Source organism: Enhygromyxa salina, assembly GCF_002994635.1.
In the GTDB taxonomy this organism is placed as follows: domain Bacteria; phylum Myxococcota_A; class Polyangia; order Nannocystales; family Nannocystaceae; genus Plesiocystis; species Plesiocystis salina_B.
Genome location: NZ_PVNL01000026.1, coordinates 13,437 through 28,817, shown reverse-complemented (window position 1 = coordinate 28,817; position 15,381 = coordinate 13,437). Strand labels below are relative to the sequence as shown.

10 protein-coding genes are annotated in these 15,381 nt (G+C 65.3%); 8 read left to right on the top strand and 2 right to left on the bottom strand.

The window, feature by feature from the left end; genetic code table 11:
* The first annotated feature begins 141 nt into the window (after positions 1-141).
* The 4 genes from ENSA7_RS04575 to ENSA7_RS42045 all read left to right on the top strand — a co-directional run bounded on the left by ENSA7_RS04575 (position 142) and on the right by ENSA7_RS42045 (position 4,788).
* Positions 142-1,758 (top strand): hypothetical protein, encoded by a 1,617-nt coding sequence (locus ENSA7_RS04575; RefSeq protein ID WP_106087968.1) that lies wholly within the window; start codon positions 142-144, stop codon positions 1,756-1,758.
* A 405-nt stretch (positions 1,759-2,163) separates the two neighbouring features.
* Positions 2,164-2,664: a hypothetical protein gene (locus ENSA7_RS04570; RefSeq protein WP_106087967.1), complete on the top strand. Its 501-nt coding sequence runs from the start codon at positions 2,164-2,166 to the stop codon at positions 2,662-2,664.
* Between the two features lie 86 nt (positions 2,665-2,750).
* Positions 2,751-3,572 (top strand): hypothetical protein, encoded by an 822-nt coding sequence (locus ENSA7_RS04565; RefSeq protein WP_146157329.1) that lies wholly within the window; start codon positions 2,751-2,753, stop codon positions 3,570-3,572.
* A gap of 820 nt (positions 3,573-4,392) precedes the next feature.
* Positions 4,393-4,788 carry a hypothetical protein gene (locus ENSA7_RS42045; RefSeq protein ID WP_146157328.1) on the top strand — a complete coding sequence of 132 codons (396 nt, stop codon included), beginning with the start codon at positions 4,393-4,395 and terminating at the stop codon, positions 4,786-4,788.
* A gap of 535 nt (positions 4,789-5,323) precedes the next feature.
* Here the strand turns inward: ENSA7_RS42045 and ENSA7_RS04560 are convergent.
* Complete coding sequence (locus ENSA7_RS04560) at positions 5,324-6,943, bottom strand: phytoene desaturase family protein (RefSeq protein WP_106087965.1); 1,620 nt, start codon at positions 6,941-6,943, stop codon at positions 5,324-5,326.
* A 179-nt stretch (positions 6,944-7,122) separates the two neighbouring features.
* On the opposite strand from ENSA7_RS04560, the gene ENSA7_RS04555 reads away from it, so the two are divergent.
* From ENSA7_RS04555 to ENSA7_RS04545, 3 genes are all read left to right on the top strand, one after another.
* A complete protein-coding gene (locus tag ENSA7_RS04555) occupies positions 7,123-7,761 on the top strand; it encodes a DUF2267 domain-containing protein (RefSeq protein WP_146157327.1) in 639 nt (212 codons plus the stop codon).
* A 198-nt stretch (positions 7,762-7,959) separates the two neighbouring features.
* The gene (locus ENSA7_RS04550) at positions 7,960-9,681 is read left to right on the top strand and encodes a hypothetical protein (RefSeq protein WP_146157326.1); all 1,722 of its coding nucleotides are present in this window, start codon (positions 7,960-7,962) and stop codon (positions 9,679-9,681) included.
* A gap of 43 nt (positions 9,682-9,724) precedes the next feature.
* On the top strand, positions 9,725-10,489 hold the full coding sequence (locus ENSA7_RS04545; protein WP_106087962.1) for a hypothetical protein: 765 nt from the start codon (positions 9,725-9,727) through the stop codon (positions 10,487-10,489).
* Positions 10,490-10,508: 19 nt separating this feature from the next.
* Here ENSA7_RS04545 and ENSA7_RS04540 read toward each other — a convergent pair whose 3' ends face one another.
* On the bottom strand, positions 10,509-12,758 hold the full coding sequence (locus tag ENSA7_RS04540) for an alkaline phosphatase D family protein (RefSeq protein WP_106087961.1): 2,250 nt from the start codon (positions 12,756-12,758) through the stop codon (positions 10,509-10,511).
* Between the two features lie 201 nt (positions 12,759-12,959).
* On the opposite strand from ENSA7_RS04540, the gene ENSA7_RS04535 reads away from it, so the two are divergent.
* Complete coding sequence (locus ENSA7_RS04535) at positions 12,960-15,320, top strand: FG-GAP-like repeat-containing protein (protein WP_244923712.1); 2,361 nt, start codon at positions 12,960-12,962, stop codon at positions 15,318-15,320.
* Positions 15,321-15,381: the final 61 nt, after the last annotated feature.

Below are 15,381 nucleotides of genomic sequence, written 5' to 3'. Positions count from 1 at the left end.
CGCACGGTTTGAACGGGGGCCCTACCGGCATCCCACATTTTTCTGTTGGAGAAAGGTAGGGTCTACCAATGCGGATCGTGGACGGGGGGTCATGGGTGTTGGGGGTGCCTCGTCGCTGCGCTGGCCTGCGGTCCCGAGGGCGTGGCGAGCTCTGGCGGTGACGATGGGAGCGCGAGCGAGACCCACAGCTCAGACGGCGAGACCGGAAAAGACGGAGACGGCGACGCAGCGGGCCCGCCCCGGATCCTGGTCGCCGTCGAGCGTCCTGTCGCGAGCTCGCCCACCCCACCGAGTCAGGTCGACATTTATGCCGTCGACTTCGACGCGCCGGACCCGACAGCGGAGCTGGTCACGGAGCTCGGTTCGGGCTACTGGGTCGGCTACGCGAAGTGGTTCGAGGGCCACGGCCAAGTCCTGCAGGCGGACTCACAGGCGAAGCTCGTGCGCTGGGATGACGGGGAGTTCGTCGCTACCCCGCTCGCGCCAGACAGCGCCTTGGGGCGTGTCAAGAACCTCGCCTTCGCGGATGATGGGAGCGCGGCGTTGATCCAGCTCTCGTCGAACTTCGAGCTCGTCCCCGAGGAGCCCGTGTCCTGCTCGCTGTTGTGGGTCGGCTACGACGACGTCCGTCAACCCGTGGCCTCGGTGGAGCTCCAGCCCGAGCTCGATACTTGCTACGAGACGCAGCGACTGCCCGAGAGCGTGCTCGCGCCGACCGGCGAGCTGGCGGCCTGGCTGGTGCGCTTCAATGATCAAGTGGAGCTTCGGGTGGCCACGATCGAAGGCAGCCCTGGCCCCGTCGAGATCCTCGCCGTCGGTACGTCGGGCGAGGGTCTGTTCCTCGACGCCGACAAGCTCGGCGTGAGCCTCGACCTCGACGACGACGGCAGCACCGAGCTGCTCATCTTCGATCCGGACAACCTCGACGCCGGGCCCACGGTCTACCCCTTCCAGGGCCCGTCGACCTACGCCCGATGGTCTGCCGCGCGAGACTGGGCCGTATACCGCCACGACGCGGGGTCGCTGTACATGGGCTTCGCGGGCGTCGTCGCTTCGGAGCCCGTCCCGCTCGTGGGTCCGGAGGTCGCCGAGGGCTACGGCGAGTGGATCACCGGTGATGGCGACGTTCGAATTGTCTACGCCGCGCCCGCCGTCGAGCCCGGCGGCGACCCGATCCCGAATCGCGGCCTCGCCGACATTGAGATCGGCCCTGACGGGCCGGGGCCCGCGACACCCGTGACCGTCCCGCTCGCCGACGACGACGCGATCCGGAGCGCGACCCACCGCGACGCGACCGCCGCCAGCATCTACGAGCTGCGGCCCGAGCCCCCGTCCACCGGACCCCTCGTCATCGCCGTACTCGACAGCGGCCCCGAGCCCCTCGACGCGCGCGTGTACGAGATCGACTCGCTCCAGCACAACTACGTCGACTGGGCCCCGGGCGCGTCGCGTCGGTTCCTCGTCATCGAGCTTCAGCCCCACTATCGCGTCTCGGTCGTCGACGTCGATGCGGCCGAGCCCTGGGGAGACGTCCTCGCCGAGCTCAGCGTCGATGGGCTCGAGATCACCGGCGCAGGCTGGAGCGCGGGTGGTGAGCATGCCCTGCTGCGGGTTCGGGGACACGCGGGTCCGGGTGGTGGCGGCGGCATGGACTCGATCGCGCGGGTTCCTGTCGGTGGTGGTGAGGCCGAGGTCGTGTTTGGGATCGAGGGGACGTACATTGATAGTTGGTGGACGGTGTACGCGGACGCGCCGTGAGGGGGCGCGCGGTAGCAAAATCCTTCCGCACGTCGTACGTCCCATGGACACGGGAAAGTGTGTTCAGAGCCCCTTCCTACGGGGCCACACATACCCCACGCACAGGGCCGACGAGCCGCACGCGGTCGCTAGCCGACGGCTGGCCCCACGCGCCAACCTGCGCGAACATCTAGGCGTGCCCAAAGCTGAGTTGGTCAAGGGTCGGCAGAACGGGTCGCGTTGAGAGCGCACTCTCGGTGCGCACGCCGAGTTGCTATGCCCACGCGAGGTAGGCTCCGAAGTCCGTCCATCGCTCGCTGCACTCGCTCACTGGCCCAGAATGGGCCGATTTTTCACACATCCCCACTGCTAGCGATCGGGAGCATCGGTTTACCTGCGACGACCATTTCGTGATATCGATGGGTAATGGCGAAGAATAATGCCGTCGTGCTCGCTTGCGGGCTCGCACTGCTGGCGCTACCAAGCCAAGCGCTGGCCGAGAACCACCGAGTCTGTGTGACGTGGGTCTGGCTTGCCGGAGAGTTCGGCTACACGGACGCTTCTCCGCGGCCCGCTGTCGTCGAAGGCAACGGAGACTTCGGTGGTTCGGACGACGGCGTGTTGGAGCCCGACTGGGAAAATTTCGGTGAGACCGAAGGCGTGGATGCCGACGATGCATATGGCCGACGTGATGCCCCCGAAGAGTTCACCGCCAGGGAGATGCTCGTTCGTGTTCGAGCGCCCGCGGGAGTGCTGTGGGGCTGGAAACCGCTAGACGAAGACGGGTGCACCGAAATATTCGATACTTCCGAGGGGACGGTCGCGCTCGACTGGGTTTCGTGGACCGTCGGAAGCGCCCACATCGTTGCGCTGGAGTGTGACACGCTGTTTTTGATTGCAGGCTTCCCACCTCCACAGAGATGCTAACTGTGGAGTTGGGAGTTACAGACATCGAGTACGCTCCAGATCCGCTTCTCCAAACCCATCGATCCGCGATCGCCATGCTCTGGGCGATGACCTTCGCGGAGGGGCGTCGTAGCTACTGGACTGGGGTCACTGCCTATGGTGCCCACTGGAACGAAGCGGTCGAGATCCCCGCCGCCATCACGAATCTCGCCATTGCGAACCGACCCACCGTCAACACCAGGGCGGAGGCTGAACTCCCAAAATACACGATGGCGCACGAGTACGGGCACGTTCAAACGCTCCTGCCGCTCCTACCAATCTGGCAGGAGATAGCTCCATTGTTCAACTACTGTGCGCCGTGCTCATGCGACCAGGAGGTCTCCACGCTCGGTCATGACCGCGATTCGGTGGAGTGGCAAGCGGCGGCGGTCATCGAGGGCTTCGCGCACTTCTACGCGATGTCCGTGTGGAATGAGTTGACCGACGTTGGTGTCCTTGCCCAGCAAGGACCTCAAATTTGGGAGGTCGTCGCTAACAAATCAACAGACACTTACACCAACAGTACGGACACGTACGATAGCCTCCTGCAATTCAAGACCACGGATTCTTGCACGATGATGAATGCGGAACCCTGCCCGGAGTGCGTCTGCGACATGGGTCTGTGGACCAACTGCGACTGTAGTAGCATGGCCATCGAACTCGACTGGAGCTTCTTCCTTTGGGATCTTCTGGGCGGCTCCCCAGCCCTCAGCATCGATACCGTGATGAAGCTTTTGAGCTTGTCGTATACTCTAGACAGTGATTGGCCTGAAGCTGGCGACCCAGACTGGTGGTCCGAGTTCCAGAGTGATGCTCAGACGCAGTTCGGGACGATGACGGAGCAGAGTCGGATCAGTGACGCGGCCGCGAACCGAGGGATCGACCAATGACTCGAGCAAGCTGCCTGGTGGCTCTCGTCCTCGTCGCGTGCGGGCCGGGTGGAGTGGATGATGCAGGTGATTCCATTCCGACGACCACGACAACTGGGGAAGACCCAACAAGCGCGGAGACGACAGCCGAGGTCGAGTGCGAGAAGGGTTGGGAATGGTGCGATGGTGAGTGTCGTGTATTGGGCTGGGATGAGCAGAACTGCGGTGAGTGTCATCACCAATGTGACACGCGAGCGGGTACCGGTGATTGTGTGCAAGGCTACTGCACACCCCTGGCGGGACCATGCCTCAGCGTCGATGATGGCTTTAAGACGTGCGGCGAGTATTGCGCGTCAATTGGCGAGCAATGTGCCGAAGCTCTGGACATCACGGGAAATCAATGCTACGGACGAATTTTGCTAGGGGAAAACTCGACGTGTTTGAATACGACCGGATATGTTCTTGATACGACGGAGATTTGTGATTGGCCGATTCCGTTCGGAGGATCTGTCTACGATGGTCTGTTTCCAGTCAACGGTGTGGTCTGTTGTTGCACACAGGATAGCGGCGGATGAATCGAATTTACAATACACACCTTTGGATTTTTAGCGTCGTATTCACAGGTTGCCAATACCCATCCCCGCCAGGAACGGGAACGGGAACGGGAGACGAAACTGGCATTGTGATCAACGATGACTGCGAGGAGCACTCGGACTGCTACCACCCCGGCTTGGCTCAGTGCATAGCTGGTGAGTGTGTCCCTTGCGATGTAGGCGAGGGTTACTGCCCCACCGGGTATACGTGTGATATGGGTTCGAGCACGTGCGCACTTGCGTGCCCCATGGATGGCGTGGACCCCGGTGACGATCCTGCTGAGGACAATGACTCACCGGGAACTGCGGCGACAATCAGTGAACTCGACGATCTTTCCCTATGGCTGTGTCCAGGTGACGTCGACTACTTCGAGTTCACGGTTCCCGGAGGCGGAGCGTCCGCGTACGTCAGCATCATCACAAATGCAGAACCATATGATGGTGACCTCGATCTCCTACTGACAGGCCCTTCAATTTTCTCGACGATTTCCGACTCCAGGTGGTACGGGCAGCATCACCCTCGGTCAGTTGAGGCGATCCACACCAAGTTGTCTGGCGGAACTTACACACTGAAGGCTCACCTGGTCAACGGAGAGGGCGGTCTTCCCTATCGAATCCAGGTTCGAATTCTCATCGGAAACTGACCTGACCTCGAGGTTGTCAACGCGAAGATCCAGGTACTCGAGAAGCGAGCCGGAATTAAGCTCGCTTTCGCAACTCGATCTTGTTCCACTGCGGCGGCCTCGATCTCTATCCGAGCTCTCTTGCCTCCGTCTGAAGCACGAATCTCGGCGGCGACTGTAGGCTTTCGGTGAGAGCAGATCTCGACAGCTCAGCAGGTCAGGCCGCGCGGTCGGCGGCTCAGCCAGCTACAGAACAGCAAGGAAGCTTGGACTGGACATGCGTCTGAGCGAGATTTTCGTCGAGTACGAGCGCTGAGCACGGGGTCGGCAGCCGTCTCCAGTATGTCTCCAAAAACAGGGCGGAACCCCGCGGACCCAAGAGGACTCCGCCCTCGCCTCAGAACCTGACTTTTCGTGTGCCTGACGAAGATCCGCCGTCATGTCGCGGTGTTGTGGTGTGGGGTCCGAAGGCCAAACGGCCCCGAGGAGCGAAGCGACCAGACGCGCCAGCGGCTGCAGTCGGCGAAGTGCCAAGGTCTCTGTGGGGGTCATTTACCTACCTACCCACGGCCACACGCCGGCGCGCGGGCTCGACATCGGGCGACTCCGCCTGCCAAACCTGCAGCGGGCGCTCGCCCTCGCGGAGCAGCTCGTCGATCGGACACGCCAGCGCCGCGGCGGCGGCCGCCAGCCCCGAGCGGGTCACGGCGTGGATCCCCGGCGCCAGCGTGCTCGAGCCGCACTGAAACAACCCCGGGATGCGGGTCTGAATCGGGAGTCGAAACGGGCCAATGTTGAACAGCGAGAGCTCGGGTCCATACACGGCGCCCCGCGTCGCGCGGGTATAGCGGGCGTTGGTCAATGGCGTGCCGACGGCGCTGAACACGATGTGATCGCGCAGCCCCGGGATCAGGCGTTCGAGCGTGTCCACGATCCGCTGACGCAGCATCTCCTTTTTGGCCTCATACGCGGCCGGCCGTTGGTCGGGGTCGGTGGTTTGCCAGCGCGAGAACGCGTCCCACGAGGCAAAGAAGATCGCCTCGCCGGTGTGCAATTTGTCCTTGCGCAGCGTTGGATCCTTGAGCGTCGTGATGCTCAGGAACAGCCCTGGCAGCGCCCCAACGTCGGCGAATTCGCGCCGCTCCCCCAGCTCATAGGTCGCGTCGATGTTGGGGGTGCGGCTGTACCAAATGTTGCCGGAGTCGAGGCCGGCCGCGCGCAGATCCATGTTGGTGGCAAAGAACAGGCAGGCCGTCGAGTGTGAGAGCGGCAGTGAGCGAATGCGCCGACGGATCAACGGGTGCACGTGCTGCGGGCGGATCATCCGGCCCCACAGCTGGACGGGATCGACGTTGCTCACCACGATGTTGGCCCGAACCTGCACGCCGTCGCTCAGCTCGACGCCGATCGCTCGCCCGTTCTCGATCAGCACCCGCTCGACGGGGGTCCGCAGGTGGACCTCGCCGCGATGAGCCTGAACCTGCTTGCGGAGCGCGTCGGGGATCGCGTGAGCACCACCGCGCGGGTACCAGCCGCCGTCCATGTAGTAGCGCTGCAGCCCCGCGTGCACGATCGCGGGCGCGCGAGACGGCGCCATGCCGTGGTCCCCGGCCTGAATCGTGAGGATCGCCCGCAGCAGCGGATTTTGGGTAAAGCGATCCAGGAAGCGCGAGAGCGGGAGCAGGCCGCAGCGCAAGGTCATGGGCATGCGCGCGACCATCGCGAGCTTGCCGACCAGCGAGTCTGGCATCGTCGGTCGCAGCTCCGCGGCCATGCGATCCACGGTGTCGAGGTAGCCGTCGATCCCCGCCGCCTCGGCCGGAAACCGACTTTTGAGGCGCTCGCGGAGCGGCTCCATGCCCTTGGGCATGTCAAAGCGCTCGTCGCCGATGACGATGTGCTCGAACCCGTCGGGGTTGAGCTCGAAGAAGCCAAGATCGCCGCCGAGGCCCAGACCCTCATACATGCGGCGCAGCCCCCCGCCGGGCCCGAGATCCCCGACATAGTGGACACCCGGGCTGAACCGAAAGCCCTCGAGCGGGAAGGTCTGGCTGTAGCCGCCGATCAGGTAGTGCTGCTCGAACACCACGACTCGCTTGCCTGCGCGGGCGAGCGCAGCGGCGGCGGTCATGCCTCCGGTACCCGAGCCAATCACGATCGCGTCGAAGTCGGACATGAGCGCAAGCTATAGCGCGGCGCATGCACTACCTCGTTCAGCGGCCGCCGATTGCGTCGGCTATGTTTGCCATAGGCCAGTGTCTCTTCGAGCGCCGGCACAATGTGCCGACGTCGCGCTCGCGATTTTTGCGGTCCAAAATGGGCATCGGCGCTGGACCACGGCGTTAAGCTGCATCCGTGGACGAAGAAGAACTCCTGCGACGGATACGTCAGCGGACCGGACTCGACATGGGGCGCGCGAGCCAGGCCGTGACCGCCACGTTTGCGGCGATCGGCCGGTGCCTCGACGCCCGCGAGCCGCTCGCGCTGGTCGACGTCGCGGCGATGCTCCCGCCGCGGTTTGCGACGCTCATCCGCGAGGGCGCCAGGGCCGGCGGCCCCGCGAGCTTTTTGCAGGCGGTCGCCGAGCACGAGCGCGTGACCGTGGGCTTTGCGAAGGAGCACGCGCAGGTCGTGTGCGAGACCTTCGCCGGGATGCTCGATGAGCGTCGGCTGATCGCGCTGCGCGAGCGACTGCCGCCCGAGGTCAGCAACCTCCTGCAGCCCGCGCCACGCCCCGTCACGCGTCCCCCGACGCCCCCGTCGCCGCCGACTGGCCACACCCTCGCCAACGGCCGGCCCGGCAGCACCCACCCGCTGAGCACCGCCGCGCCCCGAGCCGGGCAAGCGCACTCGATTGCGACGAGCGATGACCCCCACGCTGACACCAAGCTGTCGAGCACCAAGGGGCTGTCTCCCGAGCGCAAGCGCGAGACGTTGGCGGACGGCAAGCCCGGCGGTGGACGTGCTGCGAACTCGAAGCCTGGTCCAAATTAGCTGCGGCGCCGGGCCTCGAATCTTGCGCATTTTGCGGTTGCGCGTGATCATTCACCAGGTAGCGTTGGCCTCGTGCAAGCCAAGCATGCGGTATCGATCGCTGCTGTATTCGGTCTGATTGGTCTCGTAGGTTGTCAGGATGACTCGAGTAACCCAATTGGCCCAACCGCGAGTACGGCGGGCACAGACGACGGGATCGTGATCCCGGAGCCGCCGGGCGGGGATTGTCCGCTCGACGTGTTCGACCCCAATGATTCGCCGGAGGCGGCCACGCCGATCAAATCGACGGCCACCCACACCGCGACGCTGTGCGCATGGGGTGACGAGGCTGACTGGTGGACCTTCACATTGTCCGATAGGAGCTACGTTGGCGTCGAGGTGCGGTTCGCCGAGCGGGCCCAGGACGTCGCGCTGGAGCTGTGGGATCAGGGCACCAGCGCGATGATCGATCGCGCGGAAGGTGGCGCCGAAATTCAGGCGATCCATGAGCTGCTCGAGCGTGGCACCTACAGGATTTTCGTCGAGAGAATCGCGGGCGACCCCACATACACGCTCGAGACGTACGCACTCTCGACCGCGACGCCAGCTCCGCCGCAGGGGGGGGACGCCACGCGGGTGCTCTGTCCGCGCTTCGATCTCGATGGTGACTACAAGGACGCAGCCCCGCAAGCGGGCGTGTATGAAGACTTTGGCGCAGACGACTCCCCGGATCGGTGGGAGCCCAAGGCCATGCTGGTGCGCGTGCTCGATGCGGGGGGCGCTGTTCGCCTCGGCTGGGGTCCCCTCGACGCCACCGGGTGCACGCCTCCGATCTCGACGCCGTCGCCGGGCGACACCGAGTTCGTCATGCAGTACGCGCTGTGGTCTCACTTCGTGCGCCCGCCCCAGCCCGACACATTCGTGCTGGTGTACGACTGTGAGGAGCTGCAGCCCTGCACCCTGCCGCGACCCTATGTCGGCTGGACGACGGCGCAGGGCTCGGCGGTGCAAGAGACGGGGTTCATCGCGTCGGCCGACGTGGGCCAGGAGTTCCGCGAGGAGCTGCTCGTGTACTGGGCCAGCGCGTTCGCGGAGTCGCGGATCTCGATGGGGGTGGAGGCGCATGTCTATGCTCGGGTGCTGGGCGCGGCTGACCTCGGAGGAGGTCAGGTCTTGGCTTGCCCGGACGGGTATTGTCCGAATGGCACCTCGTGCGAAAAGAAGGCCGCGGCCGCCTCGTACGACCACTGCCGACCCAAGACAGGCGGCACCACCAACGTGGGCGGGCATCCGACCCTCGACATTGCAGCTAGCGCCGTCGACGGCGCCGAGTTCAGCGGTGCTCCCGAGAAGAAATTCACGATCGTTCACGAGTTGGGGCACGTGCAGACAATCTGGGTAGCTGGCTCCAACACGACGATGGTGGACACCAGCTACGACTGGTGCTCCTTCGTCAACGGGGGCAGCAGCACTCACACCGTCGACTCCCCCGAGTGGCAGAGCGCCGCGATTCTCGAGGGATTTGCGGACTTCTACGCAGTAGCTGCGTTCAACCAACTCGAGGATGGAGCCTGGTTCATCACGGAAGATGTCGAGAATGACACCATGCGCTACCAGGCGCAGTGCCAGGCCAGTCTACAAAAGCTGATGGACGCCGGAAGGTGCGCGCAACCAGGGGACGCGACGATGTGCTCAGACGCCGGCGGCAGCAATGAGATCGACTGGGCTGGGACACTCTGGGACTTCACCAAGGTCGTGGGGCAACCCCAGCTCCCAGCCGTGCTAAGGTTGCTTAGCGATGCTGGCATGTCCGGCGGCTGGGACCCGGGATCCACGACACTCAACGCGTACAACAACATCTCGCAGGTCGCTAGCCAACGGTTTCCCAACAATGGAGCAGACTTCGATGCAGCCGCACAAGCCAACGGAACGAATCGTTGATCCCACGCCTTCGCTCGGCGCAGTGACCGTGATAGGGGTGTGCATGCTCTTGTTGGGTTGTTCACGCCCGCACGCCACCGAGGACAACGCAGACTCCCAAGACCTGCCCGACCTCCCCACCGATCTTCCGATCGAGCCACCTGAGTACGCGGGCGTGCTCGTGGGGCTGGCCTACGAATTCCAGGCAACTCAATTTCAGGAGTGTGAATCGGGCGAGATGTTCGAAATATCCTATCCGGGTTGGGACAGCGTCTTGAAGGGCTCGTGCTGGGGTGTGTACACCCGCATTCGGGGTCGGCTCGATCGCAGCTTTGACCCGCCACGGCTATTTCTCGAAGAGACCCTCGAGGCGCGCTGGTGTGAGCCAGAAGGTTGCGCAGGCCCCTGCACCCCGGTGCACGACAGCTGCTACGCCGAGACAGAGACATACCCCTGCCAGCCCGTCCTCGGCGCCGGGCTCCACTGTGGCGACACCAGCTACTGCAAGCCGGTCCGGTTCGCCGCTACACAGACCGCAGGATGGATGCACCACACCTGCCGACCGCCCGTGGGCCATGGTGTCGAGGGCGACGCCTGCGACTACCCGGCCGACCCCGGCGACGTCGACACCTGCGCCTACGGCTATGGCTGCTGGAACCCACAAGGCGACATCGCCGCCCCGGGCACCTGCGTACCCTACTGCGACGTCACCGGTGAGTGGGGCCCCGCGTGCGAGGGCACCTGCGTCCGGTGCAGCTCGAGCGAGGAGTGGGGCCTGTGCATGACCGGTTGCTCCGGCGACGACTGCAACGTCGACGAGTTTTGCTGACGCCGACGGGCGCGAGGCGTCAGACCCACGAGAGCGAGGTCCGATCCCACCGCTTCCACTCCCCGCCAAAGTCCCGATAGAGCTCCCGCTCGCCCGCGTTCACGCGGAACCGCTCGGTCGCAAAGGCCCCCAGCAACGCATTGAGGTTGTCGCTGTAGTCCGTGAACAGGTAGTCGCGCCCGATCTGATGATAGGTCGCGTCGAGCTTCGCGCCGTCGAGCTCGATCATCACAAACCCATAGAGATCGCTGTTCGCGTAGCCAAAGTGTGGGTTGGTCTTCAGCGAGGCCGAGGTCAACAGACTATCGAGCGCCTCGACCAGCAGCGCGGCCTCGGCGAAGCCTGCCAGGGCGGGGTTGGTCGCCACAATACCAGCCAGGATCTCCTTGAAGCTCTGGGTGGTGACCGAGCTGGTGGTGAGCTCGATGATCCGCTGCTCGGGGTCGCCCTCGACAAACGGCGTGGTCGCGAAGAAAGCGTGAATGTCCCCGGTCACGGCGACCATGTTCTCAATGCCCGCGAGCTGGCCGAGCACCGTGTCACGCCGGTTGCGGTGGCCATCCCACAGATCCAGGCTCAAGTAGTAGAGCTGGTTGAACGGCGCGGGCGCGAGATCGCGGACGTCGATCGCAATCTGGCTGACGGAGAACTCGTTGCCCCAGACCTTCCATGTGCGATCCGAGCCGCTCAGGGTGTCGATCAGCCAGGCCTCTTGCACCTCGCCGAGCACCTGCTCACTCGCGCCGCCGCTCGCCTGGAACTGCTGCCGCGTCCACAGATCATAGGCCGGCTTGACGACCAGCGCGCGCGAGCCAAAGCTGCCGTAGAAGCTGGTCTTGCCCATGCTCACGTAGGAGACCCCGCGCGGCATCATCTGGATCTCGGCGTCGGAGATCGCCGTCAGCGTGGCCCCACCGGGATCGATGATCTCGATCAACCCATTGACGAATTCCGCGTCGAGATCACCGGTGATCCACGCGGGGTCGTAGCCAATGTCCCCGGCCGCGGCGACCAGGGCGTCGCGCAAGCTGCCGCCGTCCCAGGTGTCGACGTCGAAGTAGGGCCGGGCATAGGCCGGCAGCTCGCCGAGCTCGGCCAGGACCGTGGCCTCGTCGACCACGACCGTGGCTGGAAACGCGTCCTCGCGGATCGGGTGATCGCTGCGCCAGGTTCGCTCGTCGGTCATGGCCAAGTGCAGGTGTTGCCCCCACACGAAGTCCCGATAAATGACGAGATCACCCGGAAACGCGGCGCTCGGGTCATAGTCGAACTCGGGGTCATCCTGGACGTCGATCGGCATGTACTCGAACCACGCCTGGTTCGCAGCTTTGCGGCGCGCGACGTCGGACTCGTCGACGGTCCCCCCAAAATAGGTGCCGGTCGATCCGTGGCAGTCGTTGGAGAACTCGTGGTCGTCCCAGGTCACGATCATCGGCCCACGCTCGTGCACGCTCTGCAGGGCCCGATCGCCGCGATAGGCTCGATATAGCTGCCGGTAGTTGTCGAGCGAGGCCGCCGCGAAGTACTCGCCAGATTCGCCCACGTTGAACCCGATCGCCCCGGCCTTGTCGTCGAACTCGATCGTGCGACCGGGGATCGCGGCCTGAAAGTCGGGGTCTCCGGTGGTCTCGTAGATGTAGTCGCCAAGGTGCACGACAAAGTCGAACTCCTGCTCGGCGATCGCCAGATACACGTTGTACCAGCGGCTGAAGTCCTGGCAGGACACGACGGCGAACCGGGCGGGGACGTCGTCCTCGGGCGCGGGCGCGGTCCGGGCCTGGCCGACGCGGCTGGCCAGCCAGGTGTCGTCCTTGGCGTAGACGAAGCGATAATAGAATTGCTGGCCGGCGCCGAGATCGGTGAGCCGGACCTTGACGCAGTGATCGTGGGCCGCGGTCGCCGTCACGGTTGCGAGCTGGCCGATCACGTCGCTGAACTCGGGGTCGGTCGCGAGCTCGAGCTCGAGCTCGAGATCGGCATCGGGCGCGTCGGGATCTTCGACGCGGGTCCACAAGATCACGCTGCCCGGTCGCGGATCACCCGACGCGACCGACTGCGGGAAGTACTCGAAGCCATCGACGACGACCCGCGACTCGCCGCCGGTCTCGGTGCCCGTCTCGGTGTCGGTGCCCCCGCTGCCCGTGTCCTCGCCTTCGCCGGGCTTGCACGCGCCGAGCAACACGCCCGCGGCCGAGACCAGCGTGGCGCGAAGAAAGCCGCGGCGAGCGAGGCCGGCGTCAGATCGTGGGGAGCGAGGAAGGCGTGCCATGCCAAGCATGCGAAGCGAAACCGGGCCAAGTTACAAGTGATGTTTTGATGGCGTGACCGCGATCACCGGTGCGCGCTCACCGAGCAGGGGGGAGATCGGGGGGCAGGCGCCAGATCGGTCGAGATCTGGCCTTGGCAGCCCGAGGCGCCCCCGTCGCAGATGTTGGCGACGGCACCGAAGCTAGCGAGTAGGCTCTCGGTCATGCGATCGCATGGCTTGACCTCCAGCCTACTGTCGACTCTCGGTGTGGCCCTCGCGTGCAGCGTGGCCGGGTGTGGCGACGACACCTCCCGACCCGAAGCCGGCGACGAAGAGACGGGCCTGACCACGATCGGGATGACCGCGGGCACCGACGACGAGACCAGCGACGACGGCAGCAGCGACACCAACGAGGACGACACCTCGGGGCCGATGTGCACCGACGAGCAGATCGAGTGTGGCGGCGACTGCTGCGAGGGCTCGCAGGTGTGCTTCAACGACGCCTGCGCAGACGACTGCGGCGGGGTCCCGGCGTGCGGGGCCGAGCAGCTGTGCTGTGGCGGTGACGAGGTCTGCTACCTCGGCGAGTGCGTGGTCCCGGACGGCGCCTGCCAGGAGTTCTCGTGCGCGACCAAGCCCGATCAGTCGACCTGCGACCCGGGCTACACCTGCGACGGCGATCTAGGCCTGTGCGTGCCCTCGCAGGCCGACCCCAACTGCAAGTACGAGCCGCCGGCCAACCAGTTCGCGCCGCGGCCCGAGTTCACCTGGGGCGAGCGCAAGCAGGTCGCCTGCATGGACGACAGCGAGTGTCAGACCGCCGAGGTGTGCATGGGAGGGTTCTGCACGGTGACCTGGCCGCACCTCGAGCCGGCCGACGCCGCGACCAATGTCCAGGTCTCGTCGATCCCGGTCGTCGCCGATCTCGACGGCGACTGCGTGCCCGAGATCGTCTTCAATAGCTACATCAGCGGCAACATCACGTCGCAGGGGGTGGTCCGGGCGATCAACGGAGACACCGGCGTGCAGCTGTGGTCGATGACCGATCCAACCTACCAGAGCAACTCGACAGCGAACCCGGCGGTCGGCGACATCGACCAGGACGGGCTGCCCGAGGTGGTCGTGCAAGGCGCGGGCAAGGTCCTGGTCGCGATCGACAGCGACGGCTCGCCGCTGTGGGTGTCGGACGCGTTCTCGGGCGGCCACGGCAGCGGCTCGGTTGCGATCGCCAACATGGACGGCATCGGCGCGCCCGAGATCGTGTTTGGCGCGGCGGTGTACTCGAACGACGGCGCGCTGCTGTGGGAGGGCAACGGCGGGATCGGCATTGATGGTCAGGGCCCGATCTCGTGTATCGCCGATCTCGACGGCGACTTCCGGCCCGAGCTGATCGGCGGCAACACGGCCTACAAGACCTCGGGGACGGTGCAGGGCGGCGACTTCACGGGCATGACCTGGTGGACGGCGCCGATCGGTGACGGCCGCTGCGGGGTCGCCGACTTCGACGCTGACGGCATGCCCGAGGTCATCCTGGTCCGCGGCGGCCAGATCTACGCGCTCGACGGCCAGACCGGGGCGATCATCGATCAGATCAACATCCCCGGCTCCTCCGATCGCGGCGGCGCGCCCAACATCGCCGATTTCAACGGCGACGGGCAGCCCGACGTCGCAACCGCGGGCTCGACCTTCTACGTCGTCGTGGAGTTCGACGGCCTGACCTTCAGCGAGCTGTGGCGGGCCGCGACCGAGGACGACTCGTCGCGGGTGACCGGCTCCTCGGTGTTCGACTTCGACGGCGACGGCCGCAACGAGGTCATCTACGGCGACGAAAAATTCATCCGCATCTACCCCGGCGTCGAGCCCGACTGCGAGCTCGACCCGGTCGGGCCGAACTGCGACGGAATCATGGACGACACCGAGGTGCTGTTCATCGACCCGAACACCTCGCGGACCCGGACCGAGTACCCGGTCGTCGCCGACGTCGACGGCGACTTCAAGGCCGAGCTGGTGTTCTCGAACAACAACGACGTCAACTGGGGGATCGACGCAGGCATCGAGGTCTGGGGCGACGCGCTCGACAACTGGGTCAGCACCCGCCCAGTCTGGAATCAGCACAGCTATCACATCACCAATGTCGGCGTGGACGGCTCGATCCCAACCCAAGAGGAGAGCTCGTGGCTGTTCCCCATGGGCGCTCCCTTCAACTCGTATCGCCGCAATGTCCAGGGCGCCTCGGACTTCTGCGCGCCCAACCTCGTCCTGTTTGATCTGCGCCCGGACTTCATGGCGTGCCCGACCCTGGTGCTCACGGTCGACGTCGTGAACCTCGGCTGCCTGGGGGTCGGCGCGGGCGTGCAGGTCTCGTTCTACGAGGAGAACCTGGGCTACCTCGGGACCGTGCTGACCAAGAATCAGCTGCCGGCCGGCGCCAAGGAGACCGTGACCCTGGAGACCATGCAGATGCTCGAGAGCGCGAGCGTGTGGGCCGTCGTCGACGACGACGGGATGGGCAACGGCATGCTCAACGAGTGTGACGAGGCCAACGAATCCGAGAAGCAGCTGGTCTGCGTCCCGATCGGCTGAGCGCCCCCAGCAGCCCCGACTCGGCGCTCTCGGCCGCCGCGCCTGCCGCTCACCCTCGCCG

Excerpts from the sequence above, each read along its gene's own strand:
- ENSA7_RS04570 (WP_106087967.1), top strand. The coding sequence starts at position 2,164 with ATGGCGAAGAATAATGCCGTCGTGCTCGCTTGCGGGCTCGCACTGCTG.
- ENSA7_RS04565 (WP_146157329.1), top strand. The coding sequence starts at position 2,751 with ATGACCTTCGCGGAGGGGCGTCGTAGCTACTGGACTGGGGTCACTGCC.
- ENSA7_RS42045 (WP_146157328.1), top strand. The coding sequence starts at position 4,393 with ATGGATGGCGTGGACCCCGGTGACGATCCTGCTGAGGACAATGACTCA.
- ENSA7_RS04560 (WP_106087965.1), bottom strand. The coding sequence starts at position 6,943 with ATGTCCGACTTCGACGCGATCGTGATTGGCTCGGGTACCGGAGGCATG.
- ENSA7_RS04545 (WP_106087962.1), top strand. The coding sequence starts at position 9,725 with ATGCTCTTGTTGGGTTGTTCACGCCCGCACGCCACCGAGGACAACGCA.
- ENSA7_RS04540 (WP_106087961.1), bottom strand. The coding sequence starts at position 12,758 with ATGGCACGCCTTCCTCGCTCCCCACGATCTGACGCCGGCCTCGCTCGC.
- ENSA7_RS04535 (WP_244923712.1), top strand. The coding sequence starts at position 12,960 with ATGCGATCGCATGGCTTGACCTCCAGCCTACTGTCGACTCTCGGTGTG.